Source organism: Planotetraspora sp. GP83, assembly GCF_041262585.1.
Taxonomy (GTDB): Bacteria; Actinomycetota; Actinomycetes; order Streptosporangiales; family Streptosporangiaceae; genus JAOEGB01.
Map to the genome: position 1 here is coordinate 290,792 of NZ_JBGCBZ010000002.1, position 17,505 is coordinate 308,296.

A 17,505-nucleotide genomic window follows, 5' to 3' on the forward strand; every position below is an offset into this window, starting at 1 on the left:
GAAGCTCCTTGTTCACGATGGATTTGCGGTTGCCGGCCGGAGGAACCGGGCGGGAGCGCCCACCCATACCTCTCCGGCGGGGACATCCCTGGTCACGACGGATCCCATACCGACGAGCGACCAGGCCCCGACGGTACGGCTCTCGCGGACCAGCGCCCCCGCCCCCAGGTAGGCGCCCCGGCCGATCCGGACGCCGCCGGCCAGCCGCACGCCCGAGGCGATCGTGGCGAAGTCCTCCACGACGTCGTCGTGGGTGAGCGTGACGTGGGGCATCACGGCGACGTGCGCGCCCACCTCGACCGAGGCGGTCAGCACGCACTGAGCGTGGATCACCGACCCCGGCCCCACCCGTGAGGAGGCGGAGACGACGGCCGAGGGATGGATGAGCGTCGCATAGCGGTCGGCGGGCAGGCCCAGCCGCTCCACAATGCGGAGGCGGCTGGCGTAGTCATCCGGCCGCCCGGTGCAGACGACCGCCTTGGCCTGTTCCGGCAGCGCGGCGAGACCGCCGAGCACCGGCAGGCCGTCGACGAGGACGCCGTGGCGGGCCGGGTTGTCGTCCAGGAAGCCGAGCAGCCGCCACCGGTCGCTCAGCGTGAGAGCGAGCTGGGCCGTCTCCCTGGCGAAGCCCCCGGCTCCCACAAGGACAAGATCGACGGTCTCCGTCATGTCACGGCCTCCACTACGCCCGCGCCCGCGCCACGCAGGCCGCGCAACGCGCTCCTCTTCAGGTAGATGAGCGCGGCGACCACCGCCATCGTGGCCGATCCGGCGGCGAGCAGCGCCACCAGGTCGGCGGCGATCAGCCAGGCGATCAACGCGGCGGCCAGCCCGGCGAGCAGGCCGCCCGCGAGACCCGGCGCGACGCTCGCCGCGAGGTCGCGCGCCCGGATCCCGACCCGTCCCAGCTCGCGCAGGTAGATGGGCAGAATGACCAGCACCGCGACGGCCACGTGGGCGATGCCGCCACCCGCGAAGCCGTACGCCCTGACCGCGAAGACGAGCGCGGGGGCGAGCAGGACGAGCCAGATCACCTGGACGGTGAACACGACGCGGGAATGCGCGAGCACCACGAAGTAGTCGTAGACCAGCTCGAACGCGATGCGCAGCGCGCCGAAGACGGCGAGCCAGACCAGCGCGGAGGCGGCCGGCTCCCAGACGGGGCCGTAGACGAACCGGACGAGCGGCCCGGCCGCTCCGGCCAGCAGGAGGCACACGGGCACGGTCACCGCCACGAGAAGCCCGGCGGTGGAGGTGAAGGCCCCGCGGAGCGCCTGGGGGTCGTGCTGGAGCCGGGCGAACGCCGCGGGCGCCACGCTCCGCACGGGCTGGGAGAACACGCTGACCGGCCAGTTGGACAGGTTGAACGCCAGCACGTAGAAGCCGAGGGCCGTGGCCCCGAGCACGTGCCCGACGACGAACTGGTCGAGGTTGCCGACCAGGAAGACGACGATGCTGGAACCGGCCAGCGGCAGCCCGAACCGCAGCAGCCTGCGGGCCACCGCCCGGTCGAACCCGAGCCGGAGCTTGCCCGGCGCGAAGCCGATGTACAGCACGGCCGACCCGGCCGCTCCCGCGAGACGCCCCACGGCGAGGCTCATGGCCCCCCATCCCGCGACGGCGAGGGCGATCGACACGAGCGTGCCCAGCCAGCTGTTGACCTGGTCGGCGATGGCCTTCCTGTCCTGGCGGAAGTGCCGCTGGAGCATGGCTGCCGGCGTCGCCACGACTCCGCTGACGAGCACGTTCAGCGCGAGCAGCCGGACGACGGGCGCGGCCTGCGGGTTTCCCATCGCCTCGGCGAAGGACGGCGCCCCGAGGAAGCAGACGATGTAGATCAGGCAGCTCGACGTGACGGAGATCGTGGCGACCGTCGGGGCGATCTCCTTGGGGTCTCCGGGCCAGCGGACGATCGCGAGGCTCACCCCGAGCTCGTTGAAGCTCAGCACGGCGAGCAGCGCGACCATGGCCACGGCGAACGTGCCGAACTCGACGGGCCCGAGGAGCCGGGCGAGCACGATGCCGATGGCGAGCGTGCTCAACCGGCCCACGATGGTGTTGATGAGGCTCCAGCCGAGCGCCCGGGACGCCTGGCCGAACAACGAGTCGCCGTCCTTGATCCAGATGCCGCGGAACAGCCTCATTTCCCCACCGCGTTCTTCCCCGCGGCGTTCTTCCCCGCGGCGTTCTTCGCCACGGCGTTCTTCGCCACGGCGTTGAAGTCGTCGGCGGGAGCCCTGCCTCTCGCGCGGGCGTACTTGCGGCGCACCTTGTAGCCGAACACGGCGGCCGACGAGGCGGCCGCGGAGCGCAGGGAGGCGCGCGAACCCGCGCGGGCCAGCGCGTCGCGGTAGATGCCCTCCTGGACGCGGGCCGCCCGCTCCAGGCTGAAGCGCTCGACGACCAGCGAGCGCCCGAAAGCGCCCAGCTCGGCCCGGAGGTTCGCGTCGGCCAGCAGCGGACGCAGGGCCTCCTCCAGCCTGCGGGCGCCCTCGGCCGGGCCGTTCCCCAAGCCATACCACCCGCCCGTGAGGAAGCGGTCCACGGTCTCCGGGGTCAGCGGCTCGAAGAAGCCCGCCTCGCCCTGGACGACGAGCGGGCAGCCGAATGCCAGGGCGCGCAGCGCCGAGCCGCCCATGCCGATCGCGACCGCGCCGGAGGCGTACGCGGGGCGCGGGTCGAACAGCTCGCCGGTCAGCACGACGACGCGCTCTCCGGCGCGGGTGTTGGCCTCGGCGGCCCGGCTCTCCACCTGGTCGCGGGCGGCGCCGTCTCCGACGACCACCAGCCGGACGGGCAACTCGGCCGCCAGGCGGCCCACCACCTCGACGGCGGTCAGCAGGCCCTCCAGCTTCAGCTCGGGCACCAGGCGGCAGACGACGACGATGTTGAGCCGGTCGTCGCCGAGGCCGAACCGCTCACGGAACTCCTCGCTGGACCGGCCCGGCGCGTTGGCGACGACGTCCACCGGCGGCTCGATGAGGCGCACGTCGTCGCGGCGCGCGGCCTCCCGCGCTCTGAGCTCCTCGGTGCCCACGATGAGCGGCAGCTCCCGGGGCAGGAACGGCGCGACCCCCGAGGACATCACCGTGCAGACGGCGGCGGCGGGTGACCTGCCGAAGGTCGCGAAGTACGCCTCGAGGCCGGGCGGCCATTCGTAGCCGTGGACGACGTCGATCCCGCGCTCGGCCACGAGGCGCCTGAGCAGCCGCACGGTCGCGGGGTCGGGTCGCCGCCTGGCGGTGTCGAGCTCGACGTGCTCCAGCCCCGCGGCCTTGACCCGCTCGACGAGCGGCCCCGGGTCGCTGACCAGCATGACCTCATGCCCAAGGTCGCGTACGGCCTCGGCCAGCTCGATGGCGTTGAGCTGGCTTCCCCCGACCTCCATGGTGTGGGGATAGACCAGGATCCTCATGTCCCGCTCGCAGCCCGGATGACGGCCACCACCGCGTCCTGCTCCTCCTCCGTGAGCGTGTGGTAGAGCGGCAGGATCAGCGAGTTGTGGCTGAGGCGCTCGGTGACCGGCAGGTCGGCGTCCGAACCGGCGTAGGCGGGCTCCAGGTGGGCCGCCATGATGCCGCGCCGCGCCGAGACGCCGGCGTCGCTGAGCCGCCGCAGCAGCTCGTCGCGCCCCACGGGGAAGTCGTCGGGAAGCAGGACCCAGAAGCTCTGGTAGTTGGTCTCGCCGTACTCCGGGTCCCTGATCGCGTACAGGCCCGGGATGTCGCTCAGCAGCGCGTGGTAGCGCCCGGCCAGCGACCTGCGCCGGGCGATCATCTCGTCGAGCTTGGCGAGCTGGACCAGCCCCAGGGCGGCCTGGATGTCCGTCATGCGGTAGTTGTAGCCGGTCTCCAGGTACCGCTCGATGATGACCTTGCCGGCGCTGGCGTGCCGTTCGGCGGCGCTGACGCTCATGCCGTGCTCGCGCAGCCTCCTGGCCCGGACGGCCCACTCCTCGGACTCGGTCGTGAGCATCCCGCCCTCGCCGGTCGTGAGAAGCTTGCGCGGGTGGAACGACCACGCCGCGATGAGCGCCCCCGCCCCGGCGGGCCTGCCCCTGTAGACCGAGCCCGCGGCACAGGCGGCGTCCTCGATGACGGCGATCCCGCGCGGGTCGCACACCGCGCGGACGGCGTCGACGTCGGCCGGCGTGCCGCCCTGGTGCACGAGGATCACCGCGCGGGTGCGGCCGGTGATCGCCGTCTCCACAGTCTTGGCGGTGAGGTTGGCGGTCGCGGCGTCGACGTCCGCGAAGACCGGCGCGGCGCGCACGTAGCGGACGGCGTTGGCCGTCGCGATGAAGGAGAGCGAGGGCACGATCACCTCGTCGCCCTCCTCCACCCCGGCCAGCAGCAGCGCCAGGTGGAGGCCCGTCGTACACGAGGACACGGCCACGCCGTGCGCCGCGTTGATCCGGGCCGCGAACGCGGTCTCGAACTGGGCGACCCGGGGGCCCTGGGCCACCCAGCCGGACTCGACGGCCGCCGCGACGGCGGCGGCCTCCTCCGGGCCGAACCACGGCTTCATCACGGGGATCATGCCCGTGACACCTCCCTCATCTCGATGTCGAGCAGCCCGGCCAGTGCCAGCGCCCGCTGGGACCAGTCATGACGTGCGGCGAACGCCCTGCGACGGGCGATCAGGTCATCGGTGCGCGGCTCCCGCGCCGCCTCCGCGACCGCCTTGACGAACTCCTCGGGCGACCCGGCCACCCGGATCAGCTCCCGGCCGCCGGCCTCGTCGCGCAGGAGCGCGGTGGCGGGCAGTTCGGACGAGACGACCGCCCGGCCCGCCGCGAGGTATTCCAGCGTCTTCAGGGGGAAGCTCGCGCGGTTGAAGGCCGTGTCGGCGTACGGCGTGAGCCCCACGTCGATCAGCCGCAGGTACGGCGGGAGCTCCTCGAACGCCTTGTGCCCGACCCAGCGGACGGTGGGCAGCTCGACCAGCGCCTCGAACCTGCCGGGCGCGAAGTCCGGATGCCGCGGTCCCACGAGGAGCAGCGGGCCACTGGCGGCCACCGCTTCGAGGACCGCGATGTCGATGCGCTGGTTGATGTTGCCGACGAACCCCGCCACCGGTCCGTCGCCGGCGGTGAAGGAGGCGTCCGGAGGCGGCGGAGCGCTGTCCACATCCGCGTAGGCGGCCACGTCGCAGCCGTTCGGCACGAGCTCCGCCCGCCGGCCCAGCGCCTCGAAGCGGTCGCGGAGCGCCGGGGAGACCACCGCGACGATGTCCGCCTTGCGGAGCTGCCGCGCCTCGGCCCTGATCATGGTCCGCACGGGCAGCCCCATCATCCGGGCCCCGGCCACGATGTCGTCGGTGGCGTAGAACAAGGTGCGGGCACTTTTGATCGTTCCAAGCACGTTGTCGTAGTTCGCCACGATGACCGCGTCCACCGGGCGGCGCATCCGCCGCAGGGCCCGCCGTACGGCACGGCGGGTCAGCGCCACGCTGAGCTGGTAGACGCCCGGCCTGCTGCGCGCCGGAGGGACCCGGAAGGTCAGCAGGGTCAGCCTCGAGCCGACCCTGTCCAGCGACGGCCGTCCCCTCGTCGCGGCCAGGTCGGGCCTGGGCCTGCGCGCGGCCACCGCTATCGGTGGGTTGACGTAGAGCACGTCGTGTTCCACCGCGAGACGGTCGGCCACGTGGCGGTCCGTGCCCGCGACCGAACCGTCGTAGTAACTCCCCGCGAAATAGACGAGAAGCCCACCGCTCACGAGGCCGTGCCCCCCGCGCTGTCACGCCACCAGGCGACCAGGCGCGCGAGGCCCTCCTCAAGACCGATCTCGGGCTTCCAGCCGAGCCGGTCGGCCGCGCGGGAGATGTCGGCCAGCCGCCGGGTGACGTTGTTCACCCGTCTCGCCGGGCCGTACTCGGGGGACAGGTCGCTGCCCATCACGGACAGCAGGGCCTGCGCGAGCTCGGTCAGGCTGGTCTCGACGCCGCCGGCGATGTTGAAGACCTCGTCGGTCGCGTCGGACGCCGCGGCGGCCAGGTTGGCCCTCGCGATGTCCTCGGTGTAGACGAAGTCCATCGTCTGGGTGCCGTCGCCGAGGATCAGCGGTGGCTGGCCGCTCGCGATGCGCTCCATCCACCGGATGAGCACCTCGGTGTAGACGCCGTGGATGTCCATCCGCGGGCCGTACACGTTGAAGTAGCGGAGCGCCACGTAGTCGAGGCCGCGCATCGCGTGGAAGCTCCTGAGGAGGCCCTCGTTGTACGCCTTGGCCGCCCCGTAGATCGTGTCGTTGTCGTAGGGGTGCTGGGTCTCAGGCGTCGGGAACACCTCGGCCAGGCCGTACACGGAGGCGGACGAGGAGGCGACCACCTTGCGCACCCCGGCCTCGGCCGCCGCCTCGACGACGTTGAAGGTGCCGTTGACCAGGACGTCGTTGGCGAGCCGCGGCTCCTCCACGCACTGGGTGATGCGGATCGCCGCCAGGTGGAAGACGTAGTCCTTGCCCTCGGTCAGAGTCCGGACGAGGTCGCGGTCGAGGATGTCGCCCTCGACGAGGCGCACGGCGTCGCCGGCCTGTCGCAGGGCCTGCTCCAGGTTGGCCTTCCGGCCGCGGACGAGGTTGTCCAGGACGACGATCTCGGCGGCGCCGGCTTGGGCGAGCTGGTCGACGATCGTCGAGCCGATCGTCCCCGCACCTCCCGTGATCAGGCACCGGCTTCCAGTCAGTCCCGGGTAAGCGCGAGTCATTGACTCCTCATTCATCAAGATCGTGGGTTCGGTGAAGGAAATGGGGAAGCTCACAGTTCGACCCGTACGCCACCATTGTCGAGGCTGCGGGACGCCGCTTCCAGCAAACGCAGAACTCGCAGACCAGAACGTCCGTCGGTCAGCGGGGCGCGGCCCTCGGTGATGGCGGCCGCGAACTCGGCCATCACCCCGCGCAGCGCCTCTCCCTCCGGGAGGGCGGGCACGCGGATGTCACCGAGCCGGTAGGAGATCAGGGCCTGGCGGCGCTCGTCGAGTCCGAGTTCCCCGGCCTCACGGTCCACGCCGCGGTCGTACACACCGATCCGCTGGGAGGGGTTGAGGTCGTCCCACACGATCGTGCGGCGCGACCCGCCGAGCACCATCGTGCGGATCTTCGTCGGGCTCAGCCAGTTGACGTGGATGTGGGCGATGACGCCGGTGGACAGCCAGACGGTCAGGTAGGCCACGCAGGACCTGCCCGCCCCGATCGGGTCGGAGCCGTGCGCGGCCACGGCGACGGGAGTGACGTCCTCGGGGAGGACGAAGTCGAGGATGGACAGGTCGTGGGGCGCGAGGTCCCACAGGACGTCCACGTCGGGCTGGACCAGCCCGAGGTTGATCCGGACAGAGTCGACGAACTGGACGTCGCCGATCTCACCGCCGCGGACCAGCTCGCGGATGTGCCGCACCGCGGCGGTGTAGCAGTAGGTGTGGTCGAGCATGAGGGTCAGGCCCGACCGCTCGGCCAGCTCGACCAGCTTGGCCGCGTCCTCGGCGGACGGCGTGATCGGCTTCTCCACCAGCACGTGCTTGCCGGCCTCCAGCGCGGCGCGGACGATCTCGAAGTGGGTGGCGGCCGGTGTCGCGACCGCCACGGCCGCGACGGACGGGTCCGCCAGCACCTGCTCGACCGACGTGGTCGCCCGGACCGTGGAGTAGGCCCCGAGCACCGACTGGGCCCGCTGGAGATCCAGGTCGCAGAGCCACTCCAGCCGTAGCGCGGGCGTGGCCTGCGCGTTGCGCACCAGGTTGGGGCCCCAGTAACCGGCCCCGATGACCGCCAGCCCGATTGGTGAAGTCACTGCTTTCCCCTCATGTCACGGTGGGCATGCGGCGGGCCATGCCCCGGTGCCGAGGCATGGCCCGCCGTCATTTCTAGGGTTGGAAGACGACGTCGACCCAGTAGTTGGCGCCGTTGTAGGTGTTGTTCGGGAACTGCGAGGAGCTTCCGTAGGCGTACACGCCGTTGCCGGCCGCGCCGCCGCCGTTGGCGAGCGCCGTCAGGTGGCCGTTGGTCGCCGGTCCGGTGTTGAAGTACGCGCTGTCGGCCGAGTAGTGGCCGTTCGGCGCGTAGTAGGAGGCGACGTACGTCGTGTTGGCGGAGATCGACACCGGTGAGGTGAACGTCAGCGTCTGCCACCCGCCGGACGTCTCGCCGCTGAACGTACCGGACGCCAGCGGCGTGCCGTCGGCCGCCCACAGGTTGCCGATGTGGGTCCCGGTGTTGCCCGGCCCCTTGTAGAAGCGGACTCCGGTGATCTGGCCGGCCGTGTCCGAGCTGAACTTGACGCCCAGCTCGATCCCCGAGCCGTCGTTCTCGGCCGCGACGCCGGGCACGGTGTCACTCTCCCAGATCGAGCAGGGGCAGGAGCCCGTCGTGGTGAAGGACCACGGCGTCGAGGACATGGTGTTGCCCGCGTCGTCCTTGGCCCCGCTGACCGTGACCGTGTACTGCGTGCCGGCCGCCAGCGCGGCGTCCGGGGTGAAGGTCAGGACCTTCCGGGTCGAGTCGAGCGACGCGGCGCCGCTGATCGTGGTGTTGCCCGGCCCCTCAACCGTGATCACGGGAGTCCCGGTCTGGACGGGCTCGCTGAAGGTCGCCTTGACGGTGGTCGTCGTGGGGACGCCGGTCGCCGCGTCTCCCGGCGTCTTGCCCGGGACGGTCGGGGCGGTGGTGTCCGGCGGCACCGTGAAGACCACGTCCACCCAGTAGTTCGACGCCCCCCACGTACCCGTGGGGAACCGCCGCGCGCCGTACGCGTAGAGGCCGTTGCCCCCGTCCGCGCCGTCGGCCAGCGCGGTCAGCGGGCCGTAGCCGACGGCGGACGACAACCCGGAGTTGCTGACCGAGTAGTAGCCGGTCGTGGTGTGGTACGACGCGACGTAGGTCGTCCCGGCCGTGACCGCCACGGGCGAGGAGAACGTCACCTCCTGCCAGCCGAGGGTCGACTCGTTAGAGAAGGTGGCCGACGCCAGGGCCGTGCCGCTCGCCGACCACAGCGTGCCGATGTGGGGGCCGGTGTTCGACACCCCCTTGTAGAACCGGATGCCCCTGACGTAGCCGTCGACGGAGGCGCGGAACTTCACGCCCAGCTCCAGCTCGTTCGGGTCGTTGGCGCTGACCGTCCCGGGGACCGTGAGGTCGTTCCAGATCGAGCAGGGGCACTGTCCCGGCGGGAGCGTGGCCTTGGCCGTCGTGAACGTGTAGCTGTACGTGCCGGACATGGTGTTGCCCGGCACGTCCTTGGCCCCGCTGACGGACACGGTGTACTTGACGTCGGCGGCGAGCGGATTCGCCGGAGTGAAGGTGATCTTCGTGGCCGCGCCGTCCAGCGAGATGTTGCCCGCCACGGTGTTGTTGGCCGCGTCCTTCACGGTGACGTTCGCCGTGCCGCTCTGGATGGGCTCGTTGAAGGTGATCGTCGGCGTGACGCTCACCGGGACGCTCGACGAACCTGCGAACGGCGTCGAGCTGTTGACGCCGGGCGGGAAGGTGTCCTGGGTGGCGAACACCACGTCGACGCCGTAGTTGCCGCCGTTGTAGGTGCTGTCGGGGAATCCCGCCCCCACCCGGTAGACGCCGTTGCCGCCGTCGTCACCGGCCTTGAGCGCGGTCAGCGGCGCACGCGTGTACGCCTGGCCCCAGAAGCCGCCCGGCGTGGACGCGTAGTGCCCGGCCGGGGCGTAGTACGACGCGATGTAGGTGGTGTTGGCCGACACCGTGACGGCGTTGGGGAAGGTCAGCGTCTGCCATCCGGTGGAGGTCTCGCCTGAGAAGGTTCCGGTGGCGAGCAGCGTGCCGTCGGCCTTCCACAGCGAGCCCGTGTGGGTGCCGGTGTTGCCTGTTCCCTTGTAGAACCTGACGCCGGTGACCCAGCCGTTCTGGGCGGCGCGGAACTTCACGCCCAGCTCGACGGCCGAGGAGTCGTTCTCGGCGGCCTTCACGGGGGTGTAGGAGTTCGGGAAGATCGTGCACGGGCAGTTCACGGTGACGTTGCGGCCCGCGCCGGGCGTCTCCAGGTTGGAGCTGTCGTCCACCGCCCGAGTCTTGATGTTCACGGTGCCCGAACCGGTGACGGTCCAGGAGTAGGTCCAGGTCTCCCGTCCCGTCGCCGGGTGCCAGGTGGCGCCGCCGTCGGTGGAGACCTCGACGCCGCCGACCCTGCCGCCGCCGCTGTCCAGCGCGGTGCCGCTGATGCTGACCGTGGCCCCGCTGTTCAGCGAGGTGTTGGCGACCGGGCTGACGATCGTGGAGGTCGGCGCGGTGTGGTCGGACGACGCGGTGGCCGAGTTCAGGCCGGACATCAGCGACTTGGGCTGCACGCCCATGTCGGCGAAGAGGTTCACCGTGGCCTGCTGCATGCTGGCGTCGACCGCCGGGGTGTCGCCGTCGTGGTTGTCGTCCAGACCCCAGGACCACTGGACGGTGCCCGCGCCGAAGACCAGCGCCCCGCTGGGCGCGCGGTACATCGTGAGGCTGTGCGTGGCGGTGTCCGCCGCGACGTTCGAGCCCCAGTCCTGGACCTTCGCCGGGACGCTCACCGTCGTGGACGACATGTGGAAGAGACCGGCGGGACGCGAGCCGTTGTCCACGTCCTCGTCCCACTCGTATCCGAGAGTGCCGTCGGGCAGCGTCGTGGACAGGCCCAAGGTGGCCCGGCTGGCCAGGTTGCTGTTGCGCCAGAGCCGCATCTTGCCGTCCGCCGACGGGACCGTCATCGCGTACGTGCAGCAGTTGACCGTCCACAGCGTGCCGGTGAGGCTGTTCTCCGGCCTGCCGCCGTCGGAGGGCGGGCTGAACCGCGGGTCGCGCCAGGTGCCCGTCCAGGCGGCGTTCGGGTCGGTCTTCGCGTTGTCGTGGGTCTCCTTGTAGGTCACCAGCGTGCGGTACGGCGCGCCGCCCGCGCCGTTCTCCCACCGGGTCTTCCAGAAGACCTCGTTGCCGCTGAAGAAGGCCAGGTTGACCCCGGCGTCCCTGGCCGCCTCGAAGTTGGCCCGCTCGGCGGCCGACCAGTACTCGTCGTGGCCGACGGAGAGCAGGGTCCTGTGGTTCAGCAGCGCCGCGCCGTTACGTCCCGCGTCGAGGCTGCCGATGTAACTCACGTCGTAGCCGTTGCGCTCCAGGAAGCGCACCATGGGGTACTCGGAGTTGAAGAAGAAGTCGCGGCCGGTCGTGCCGACCCGGGTGTGGAACGGGCGGTTGTAGCTCAGCTTGACCGCGCGGCCCGTGGCCGTGTTCGCGGTGCCGCTGTAGAAGCTGTTCCCACCCCAGTCGTTGTACGCCTGCCAGGTGGTGTCCGAGGTCTTGAAGAGGAGGTCGCTGGTGCTGGAGTCGTTCCGCACCACGAACACGATCTTGTTGCCGTCGGTCGTGCCGTCCGTGCGCACGAGGTGCGCGAAGTAGACGCCGGAGATCTGGCCGGACGGGACCGCCCAGCTGGCGGCCGTGTTCCAGGAGCACTCGGTCAGGCCGGTCGTGTCGTTCGTGGGACACGTCGCCGGGTTGGCCCGCGCGACGGAGACGTTGGGTGTCAGGTTCGTGATGAACCGCGCGCCGTTCCCCTGGTAGTAGCCGACCCGGTATATCTTCACCGTGAAGGCCGTGGCGCTCGTCCGGATCTTGAAGTTGATCGTCGTGCCGGGTGCCACGCTGAACTGGTCGGAGTAACCCTCGATGGTCTCTCCGTCGGAGACCTCGTACTCCGAGTCCCACTCCTCCGGGGACGTGCCCGGGTTGTTGTTCTCACAAGTAATCGCGTTACCGCCGGAATCGCAAGGCCCCGCCGCCTGCGCCGATACGGGAATCGCGAACACAGCGGCGAATAACGCGCTGAAGACGGCGATCCGAACTTTCATTTTTGTGCCTTACGGGAGCGGTGCCACTGGCGCACCAAGCGCCAATCGTTCACCAGGAGAAACCCACATAAACGACGTCACCTGCCAGCGGTTGGTTTACCGCCGCCGGCCGCGAACTGGAGCGATCCAGAAGTCTCAGCCCACTCTCAGGTCACCGTCAGGTCACCGCCACCGGAGACCGGGCGTCGCGGGCCAGCAGACGGGGCGTTCCGGAGCCGTCCGCGGGCACCGTCCACACGTCCGTTGTGTTCTCTCCGCGGATCCGGGCGTACATCACATCGGCGTCGTCCAGCCACGCCGCCTGGTCGTCGACGCTCGCGGGCTCGGCCAGCTCGACGTCACGGCCGCTCGCCAGGTCGAGCACGTGGAGCCGCCAGGGACCGCCGACGGCGTTCCGGACCTTCTTCTTGTAGACGAGACGGGTGCCGTCCGGGGAGAGGGACGGGCACTCGACGTTCTCCCGGAGCGTCTCCAAGCGACGTCTGGCGAAGTCGCCCCGCACGAGATAGGTGGCACCCCCCGTCGAGACCGTGGCGTAGAAGACGTTGTCGTCCTTCGCGAACGTGACGCCCCAGTAGTTGACGTCCGACGCCCGGTGAAGGCTGCCTTTCAAATAGAGCGTGAAGTCCTCCAGGGTGCTCACCACGGCGCCGGTCCTGGTGTCGAGGATGCCGGTGCGCGTGGAGAACCCCCCGCCGATGTAGGAGTCCCCGTTGACGAACACGGTCCACGAGACCATGCGGCCGCTGGCCGACACCCGCGCCCGGCTGGGCGCGCCCGGAAGCTCGATCCGCCGTGTCTCGCGCAGCCGGTCGTCGACCGTGACCGCGTAGAACCTCGCCACCGCCGCACGGACCGCAGTGAGGCACACCCCAGTTCCGGACGCCGCGTAGAAGCGCACGCACTCCAGCCCCGACACGCTGCGCGGGCCGTCCGGCGAGGACCTGCCGGCCGAGGCCACCCGACCGCCGCCCGGACCCGCCGTCACGACGAGCAGCCTGCCCGGCTGCTTCAGATCGATCTGGACGGAAGGCGCGGCGGCCCTTTCGGCGGTCCGCGTGCCCTCGCGCACCTCGTCGGCGGCCCGGGCCGCGTAGACCGCCGCCACGACCGCCAGCAGGGCCGCCACGACCGCCAGGACCACCAGCCGGGTCCGCGTGCTCATCTCGCTTACTCCGATGTTCAGGCACTTCTCGTATGCAGGCAGGCTTGGGTTTCAGGCGGGGACGAGCAGGTTCCCGTCCTCCACGTACCTCTCGCCCGTCTCGGGGCAGGTCCACAGGCCGTCGCCGGACTCGGCGAGTGGCCGCCCGGCCCGGCCGACCCATCCGATCCGCCGCGCGGGATTGCCCGCGACCAGGGCGAAGTCCGGCACGTCCCGGGTGACCACCGCGCCGGCCCCGACCAGCGCGTAGCGGCCGATCGTCTTGCCGGCCACGATCACCGCGCGGGCTCCGATCGCCGCCCCCTTACGGACCACGACGCCGAGGGCCTCCCAGTCGCCGTCGCGCTTCAGCCGCCCGTCGACGTCGACGGAGCGCGGGTAGGTGTCGTTCGTCAGCACGGCGGCCGGGCCGACGAAGACGCCGTCCTCCAGCACCGCCGGCTCGTAGACCAGCGCGTAGTTCTGCAGCTTCACGTTGTCGCCCAGCACGACGCCGGGGCCGACGTAGGCGCCCCGCCCCAGGATGCAGCCCGTCCCGAGCTTCGCCTTCTCCCGGACCTGCGCCAGGTGCCAGACAGTCGTCCCCCGGCCGATCTCCGCGCTCGGATCCACGTCCGCGGAGGGGGCGATTCTGGGTTCTTCGGTAGTCATGCCACTCTCCCGTGAATAATCCGGTCCATGCCGACTTCTGCGATGCCGACTTCCGCGATGAGCGTCATCATCCCCGCCCACAACGAGGCGACGGTGATCGGACGGCTCCTGTCGGGACTGCTCAGGGACGCCGAGCCGGGCGAGATCGACGTCGTCGTGGTCGCCAACGGGTGCTCGGACGGCACCGCCGACGTCGCGCGCGGCTTCCTGGGAGTCCGCGTCCTGGAGACGCCCGTGCCGTCCAAGCGCGAGGCGCTCCGCATGGGCGCCGCCGCCGTCACCGCCTTCCCGGTGCTCTACGTGGACGCGGACGTGGAGCTCGGCACCGCCGACGCGAGGGCGCTGTGCGCCACGCTCGCGCGGGACGGGATCCTCGCCACGGCGCCGGAGCGCAGGCTTCCGCTGGCCGACCGGCCCTGGCTCGTCCGGTCCTACTACGCCGTGTGGACCCGCCTGCCGGAGGTGCGGGCGGGCCTGTTCGGCCGGGGCGTCATCGCCGTGAGCGAGAAGGGGCAGGCGCGGCTCGACGCCCTGCCTCCCGTCATGGCCGACGACCTGGCGGCCTCCCTGGCGTTCGAGCCGGGCGAACGGGCCGTGACCGAGGCGGCCTCGGTCGTGGTCCACCCGCCGCGCACGATGGGAGACCTGATGCGCCGCCGCGTCCGGGCGGTGACCAGCGTGGCGGAGCTCGGCGAGAAGAGCGGCCAGCCGGCGGGACAGGCCCGGACGAGCGTGCGCGACCTCATCGGCATGGCCCGCGCGCCGCGCCTGCTCCCCCACCTCGCCGTCTTCCTCGCGGTGACCGTGCTCGCCCGGGCCCGCGCCCGCAAGGCCGTACGGCGAGGCGACTTCTCCACCTGGCTTCGCGACGAGAGCAGCCGTTAGCGACGTCACGGAGAAGATCGGGGCGGCCACCCTCGGCTCCACTGGGACCGGGCGCCCCACAGCGCGCGCCAGTCGTCGCGCTGGGAGGTGGGGCGGCCCTGCCGCTCGGCGCCGGGAGGGCTCATCCACCGGCTGGCGACGGCCCGCAGCAGCACCCCGGCCTTCAGCAGGAGGACTCCAGCCCAGCGCGTCCCCGGCGGGAAGTGCCGCCTGATCAGCGTCACCTTGCCCGTGTGGAGCATGATTTGCTTGCGCAGGCTGCTCGACGACAGGCCGCCCGGATGGACGAACGACGCCGCCGCCGTGACCATCGGCCGGTAGCCGATCCTCGCCGCCCGCAGGCACAGGTCGGCGTCCTCGCCGTACATGAAGAAGGCGCGGTCGAGGCCGCCCAGCTCGTCCCAGGCGTGCCGGTCCACGAACATCATCGCCCCCGTGACGACGGGCACGCCGAACTCCTCGGCGTCGCCGGGCAGCGCATCCGGCGAAGACCAGGGGCGCGGCGTCTCCGGGTCCAGGAGCCTGTGGCCGGGGAACACCGTGGTCAGGCCGAGCCCGAAGCACAGCGCCGACCACAGCGTGGGCCTGCCCCACCACGAGCGCGGGTCGCTCTCCCCGCTTTCGGTGACGCACCGGCCGCCGATGATCCCGGCGCGCGGATTCCGCCGCGCCGCGTCGAGCAGGGCGGCCACCGCGCCGGGGTCCAGCTCGGCGTCGGGGTTGACGAACAGCAGGTGCCTGCCCCTGGCGACCCGCGCGCCCGCGTGGCAGCCTCCGGCGAAGCCGTCGTTGTCCTCGCGCGCCACGATCCGGGCGCCGGGCGACGCCTCCCTCGCGACCTCCACCGTGTCGTCGCCCGACGCGTTGTCGACGACGATGAGCTCGCCGGTCAGGCCCGAGCCGCTCAGCTCCTCGAGCGCCCGGTCCACGGCTTTCAGGCAGCCGGTGACGTAACCGGCGCTGCGGTAGGTGACCACGATGACGGAGACGTCGAGCTCGGTCTGCGCGGGGGACGGCACGGCGTGGCCGCCGCCCTTGAAACGCTCCAGCGCGGTCATCCGGACGAACGCGCCGTTGGTCGCGAGGTAGCGGGGGCCGAGCCGCCTCGGCTCCTGGAGCAGCCGGTAGAGCCACTCCAGCCCGGCCTTCTGCCACGCCACCGGCGCCCGCTTGACCACTCCGGCCAGCACGTCGAAGGAGCCGCCCACGCCGTGGACCACGCAGGCCCCGGTGTGCTCGCCCCACGTCTCGACGAAGATCTCCTTCTTGGGCGACGACATGCCGAGGAAGAGCATGTCCGTCCCGGCCGCGCGGATCTCCTCGGCCACCGATCGGGCCTCGTCGTCGGAGAAGTAGCCGTCCCGGGCGCCCGCCACCACCAGATCGGGATGCCGTCTGCGGATCTCCGCGAGCATGTCGCCGAGCACCTCGCGGGTCGCCCCGAGGAAGAACACCCGGTGGCCGCGCCGCTCACTCTCCGCCAGGAGCGACGTGAACAGGTCGATGCCCGCGACGCGCTCCGGAAGCGGGTGGCCGAGCAGCCGCGACGCCCACACCACGGCCTGCCCGTCGGCGAGGATCATGTCGCACTGGGCGACGGACCGCCGCAGGCCGGGGTCGGTGCGCATGTGCACCAGCTTGGCGGCGTTCACCACTCCGATCGACAGCAGGGAGCGCGCCTCGACGGCCGCGACGCACCGCTCGACGGCCCCCTTCCCGGTGAGGGGGTCGATGCGGATCCCGAAGACGACCGCGTCGGCCCGCGGGGGCGCGCTCACCCCGCCAGCCCCTCGGACAACCCCTGGGACAACCCCTGGGACAACCCCTCGAACAACCAGGCGTAGAGGAGCCACCCAAGCTCGTACGGCCGGCACTCGTGGTCCACGGCGACGGGCGGGTACATCCTGTCGAGCACCGCGACCCGGGCGCCCCGGTTGATCGCGGTGGACATCGCCCGCACGCCTCTGACGACCTTCTTCGGATCGTCGCGGGCGGCCTTGCGCCAGGTGAGGTCCAGCTCCTCGACGATCAGCTCCTCGTCGGTCTCCGGCCGCGAGGTCATCCAGCGGAGCCCCAGCGCGATCGCGTCCATGTACGGCGTGCCGCCCGCGTCGGCCAGGTCGAGCAGCGCCATCGGCGCCATGGAGAGCTGGTGGACGCTGTAGACCGGGTAGCCCTCGACGACCCCTCCCGTGCGGGCGTCGTAGTGCCACCACCACTGGCCCTCGGACCCCTGAGCGGCGCAGATGCCTTCGGCGATCCGTTCGGCGGCGGCGAGCGCCTCGGAGTCGCCGCCGGCCGCCGCGTGCAGCCGGGCCAGGGACTGCATGGGGTAGACCTGGTCGGCGAAGCACCCGACGTGGGCGCGGTACCACGGCGCGGAGCCGATGACGTGGCGGTAGAGCCGGTCGTCCCCGAGGCCCGCGAGCAGCCGGTCGCGGGAGCGCTCCAGGCGGCCGTCGAGGCCGGGTGCCCCTCCGGCTGTCCTGACGGCGGCCAGCGCGGCGAGCGCCCAGGCGGCCTCGACCGTGTAGACCGGCCCGGTGGCCGCGTCCTCGATCTCGGCCAGCCTGGCGAGCGCCGCCCCCAGGTCGGAGTGCCCCGTCTCGGCGGCGGCCCAGCAGATCAGCGCGGTGTCGCCGAGGCCGGTGATGTCCGGCAGGCGCTTGATCATGTTCCCGGTGAGGTCGAGAGCGGTGTCGCCCGCGAGCGCGGCGCGCTGCGTCTTCTCCGGCAGTGTCGCGACGCCGAGCGCCACGATCGCGCTGTAGCGGACGCTGCGGCCCTCGGGCACGGCCGTCCAGCGGCCGTCGGGTCCGCGGTGCCCGCGACGGGTGAACACGAACTCCCCGTCGGCGTAGCCCGGCGGAAGTCCCCGGACCGACAGGTCGACCATCCGGTCGACGAGATCAGCGGCGTCCGGGCCCACCGAGCGGAGCCTGGTCAGACGAGTCACCGCTCC

13 protein-coding genes are annotated in these 17,505 nt (G+C 71.7%); 1 reads left to right on the forward strand and 12 read right to left on the reverse strand.

Translation table 11 applies throughout. The features are described from left to right. Nucleotides 1–12 precede the first annotated feature (12 nt). The 10 genes from ABH927_RS04130 to ABH927_RS04175 all read right to left on the reverse strand — a co-directional run bounded on the left by ABH927_RS04130 (nucleotide 13) and on the right by ABH927_RS04175 (nucleotide 13,658). A complete protein-coding gene (locus ABH927_RS04130; protein WP_370018174.1) occupies nucleotides 13–669 on the reverse strand; it encodes an acetyltransferase in 657 nt (218 codons plus the stop codon). Continuing rightward, complete coding sequence (locus tag ABH927_RS04135) at nucleotides 666–2,144, reverse strand: lipopolysaccharide biosynthesis protein (RefSeq protein ID WP_370018176.1); 1,479 nt, start codon at nucleotides 2,142–2,144, stop codon at nucleotides 666–668. Before ABH927_RS04135 ends, ABH927_RS04130 begins: the two co-directional genes overlap by 4 nt. Beyond that, nucleotides 2,141–3,415 (reverse strand): glycosyltransferase family 4 protein, encoded by a 1,275-nt coding sequence (locus ABH927_RS04140; protein ID WP_370018178.1) that lies wholly within the window; start codon nucleotides 3,413–3,415, stop codon nucleotides 2,141–2,143. Before ABH927_RS04140 ends, ABH927_RS04135 begins: the two co-directional genes overlap by 4 nt. After that, a complete protein-coding gene (locus tag ABH927_RS04145; RefSeq protein WP_370018180.1) occupies nucleotides 3,412–4,539 on the reverse strand; it encodes a DegT/DnrJ/EryC1/StrS family aminotransferase in 1,128 nt (375 codons plus the stop codon). Before ABH927_RS04145 ends, ABH927_RS04140 begins: the two co-directional genes overlap by 4 nt. Then, nucleotides 4,536–5,717, reverse strand: a complete 1,182-nt coding sequence (locus ABH927_RS04150; protein WP_370018181.1) for a glycosyltransferase — start codon at nucleotides 5,715–5,717, stop codon at nucleotides 4,536–4,538. Before ABH927_RS04150 ends, ABH927_RS04145 begins: the two co-directional genes overlap by 4 nt. Continuing rightward, entirely contained in the window at nucleotides 5,714–6,706 is a 993-nt protein-coding gene (locus tag ABH927_RS04155) for an NAD-dependent epimerase/dehydratase family protein (RefSeq protein ID WP_370018183.1), read from the reverse strand. The genes ABH927_RS04150 and ABH927_RS04155 overlap by 4 nt, the downstream gene beginning before the upstream one ends. A 50-nt stretch (nucleotides 6,707–6,756) precedes the next feature. Continuing rightward, entirely contained in the window at nucleotides 6,757–7,788 is a 1,032-nt protein-coding gene (locus tag ABH927_RS04160) for a Gfo/Idh/MocA family protein (protein ID WP_370018185.1), read from the reverse strand. A gap of 73 nt (nucleotides 7,789–7,861) precedes the next feature. Next, nucleotides 7,862–11,842, reverse strand: coding sequence for a DUF4082 domain-containing protein (locus tag ABH927_RS04165; RefSeq protein WP_370018187.1), 3,981 nt, complete (start codon nucleotides 11,840–11,842; stop codon nucleotides 7,862–7,864). 157 nt (nucleotides 11,843–11,999) lie between these two features. Beyond that, complete coding sequence (locus ABH927_RS04170; RefSeq protein WP_370018189.1) at nucleotides 12,000–13,007, reverse strand: TolB family protein; 1,008 nt, start codon at nucleotides 13,005–13,007, stop codon at nucleotides 12,000–12,002. A 51-nt stretch (nucleotides 13,008–13,058) separates the two neighbouring features. After that, entirely contained in the window at nucleotides 13,059–13,658 is a 600-nt protein-coding gene (locus ABH927_RS04175) for an acyltransferase (RefSeq protein WP_370018190.1), read from the reverse strand. 27 nt (nucleotides 13,659–13,685) lie between these two features. Here ABH927_RS04175 and ABH927_RS04180 point away from each other — a divergent pair, with 27 nt between their 5' ends. Continuing rightward, nucleotides 13,686–14,543 carry a glycosyltransferase gene (locus ABH927_RS04180; RefSeq protein ID WP_370018192.1) on the forward strand — a complete coding sequence of 286 codons (858 nt, stop codon included), beginning with the start codon at nucleotides 13,686–13,688 and terminating at the stop codon, nucleotides 14,541–14,543. Between the two features lie 5 nt (nucleotides 14,544–14,548). Here the strand turns inward: ABH927_RS04180 and ABH927_RS04185 are convergent, their stop codons facing one another. Both ABH927_RS04185 and ABH927_RS04190 read right to left on the reverse strand, forming a co-directional pair. Next, complete coding sequence (locus ABH927_RS04185; RefSeq protein ID WP_370018195.1) at nucleotides 14,549–16,321, reverse strand: WecB/TagA/CpsF family glycosyltransferase; 1,773 nt, start codon at nucleotides 16,319–16,321, stop codon at nucleotides 14,549–14,551. Continuing rightward, nucleotides 16,318–17,499, reverse strand: a complete 1,182-nt coding sequence (locus ABH927_RS04190; protein WP_370018197.1) for a hypothetical protein — start codon at nucleotides 17,497–17,499, stop codon at nucleotides 16,318–16,320. Before ABH927_RS04190 ends, ABH927_RS04185 begins: the two co-directional genes overlap by 4 nt. Nucleotides 17,500–17,505: the final 6 nt, after the last annotated feature.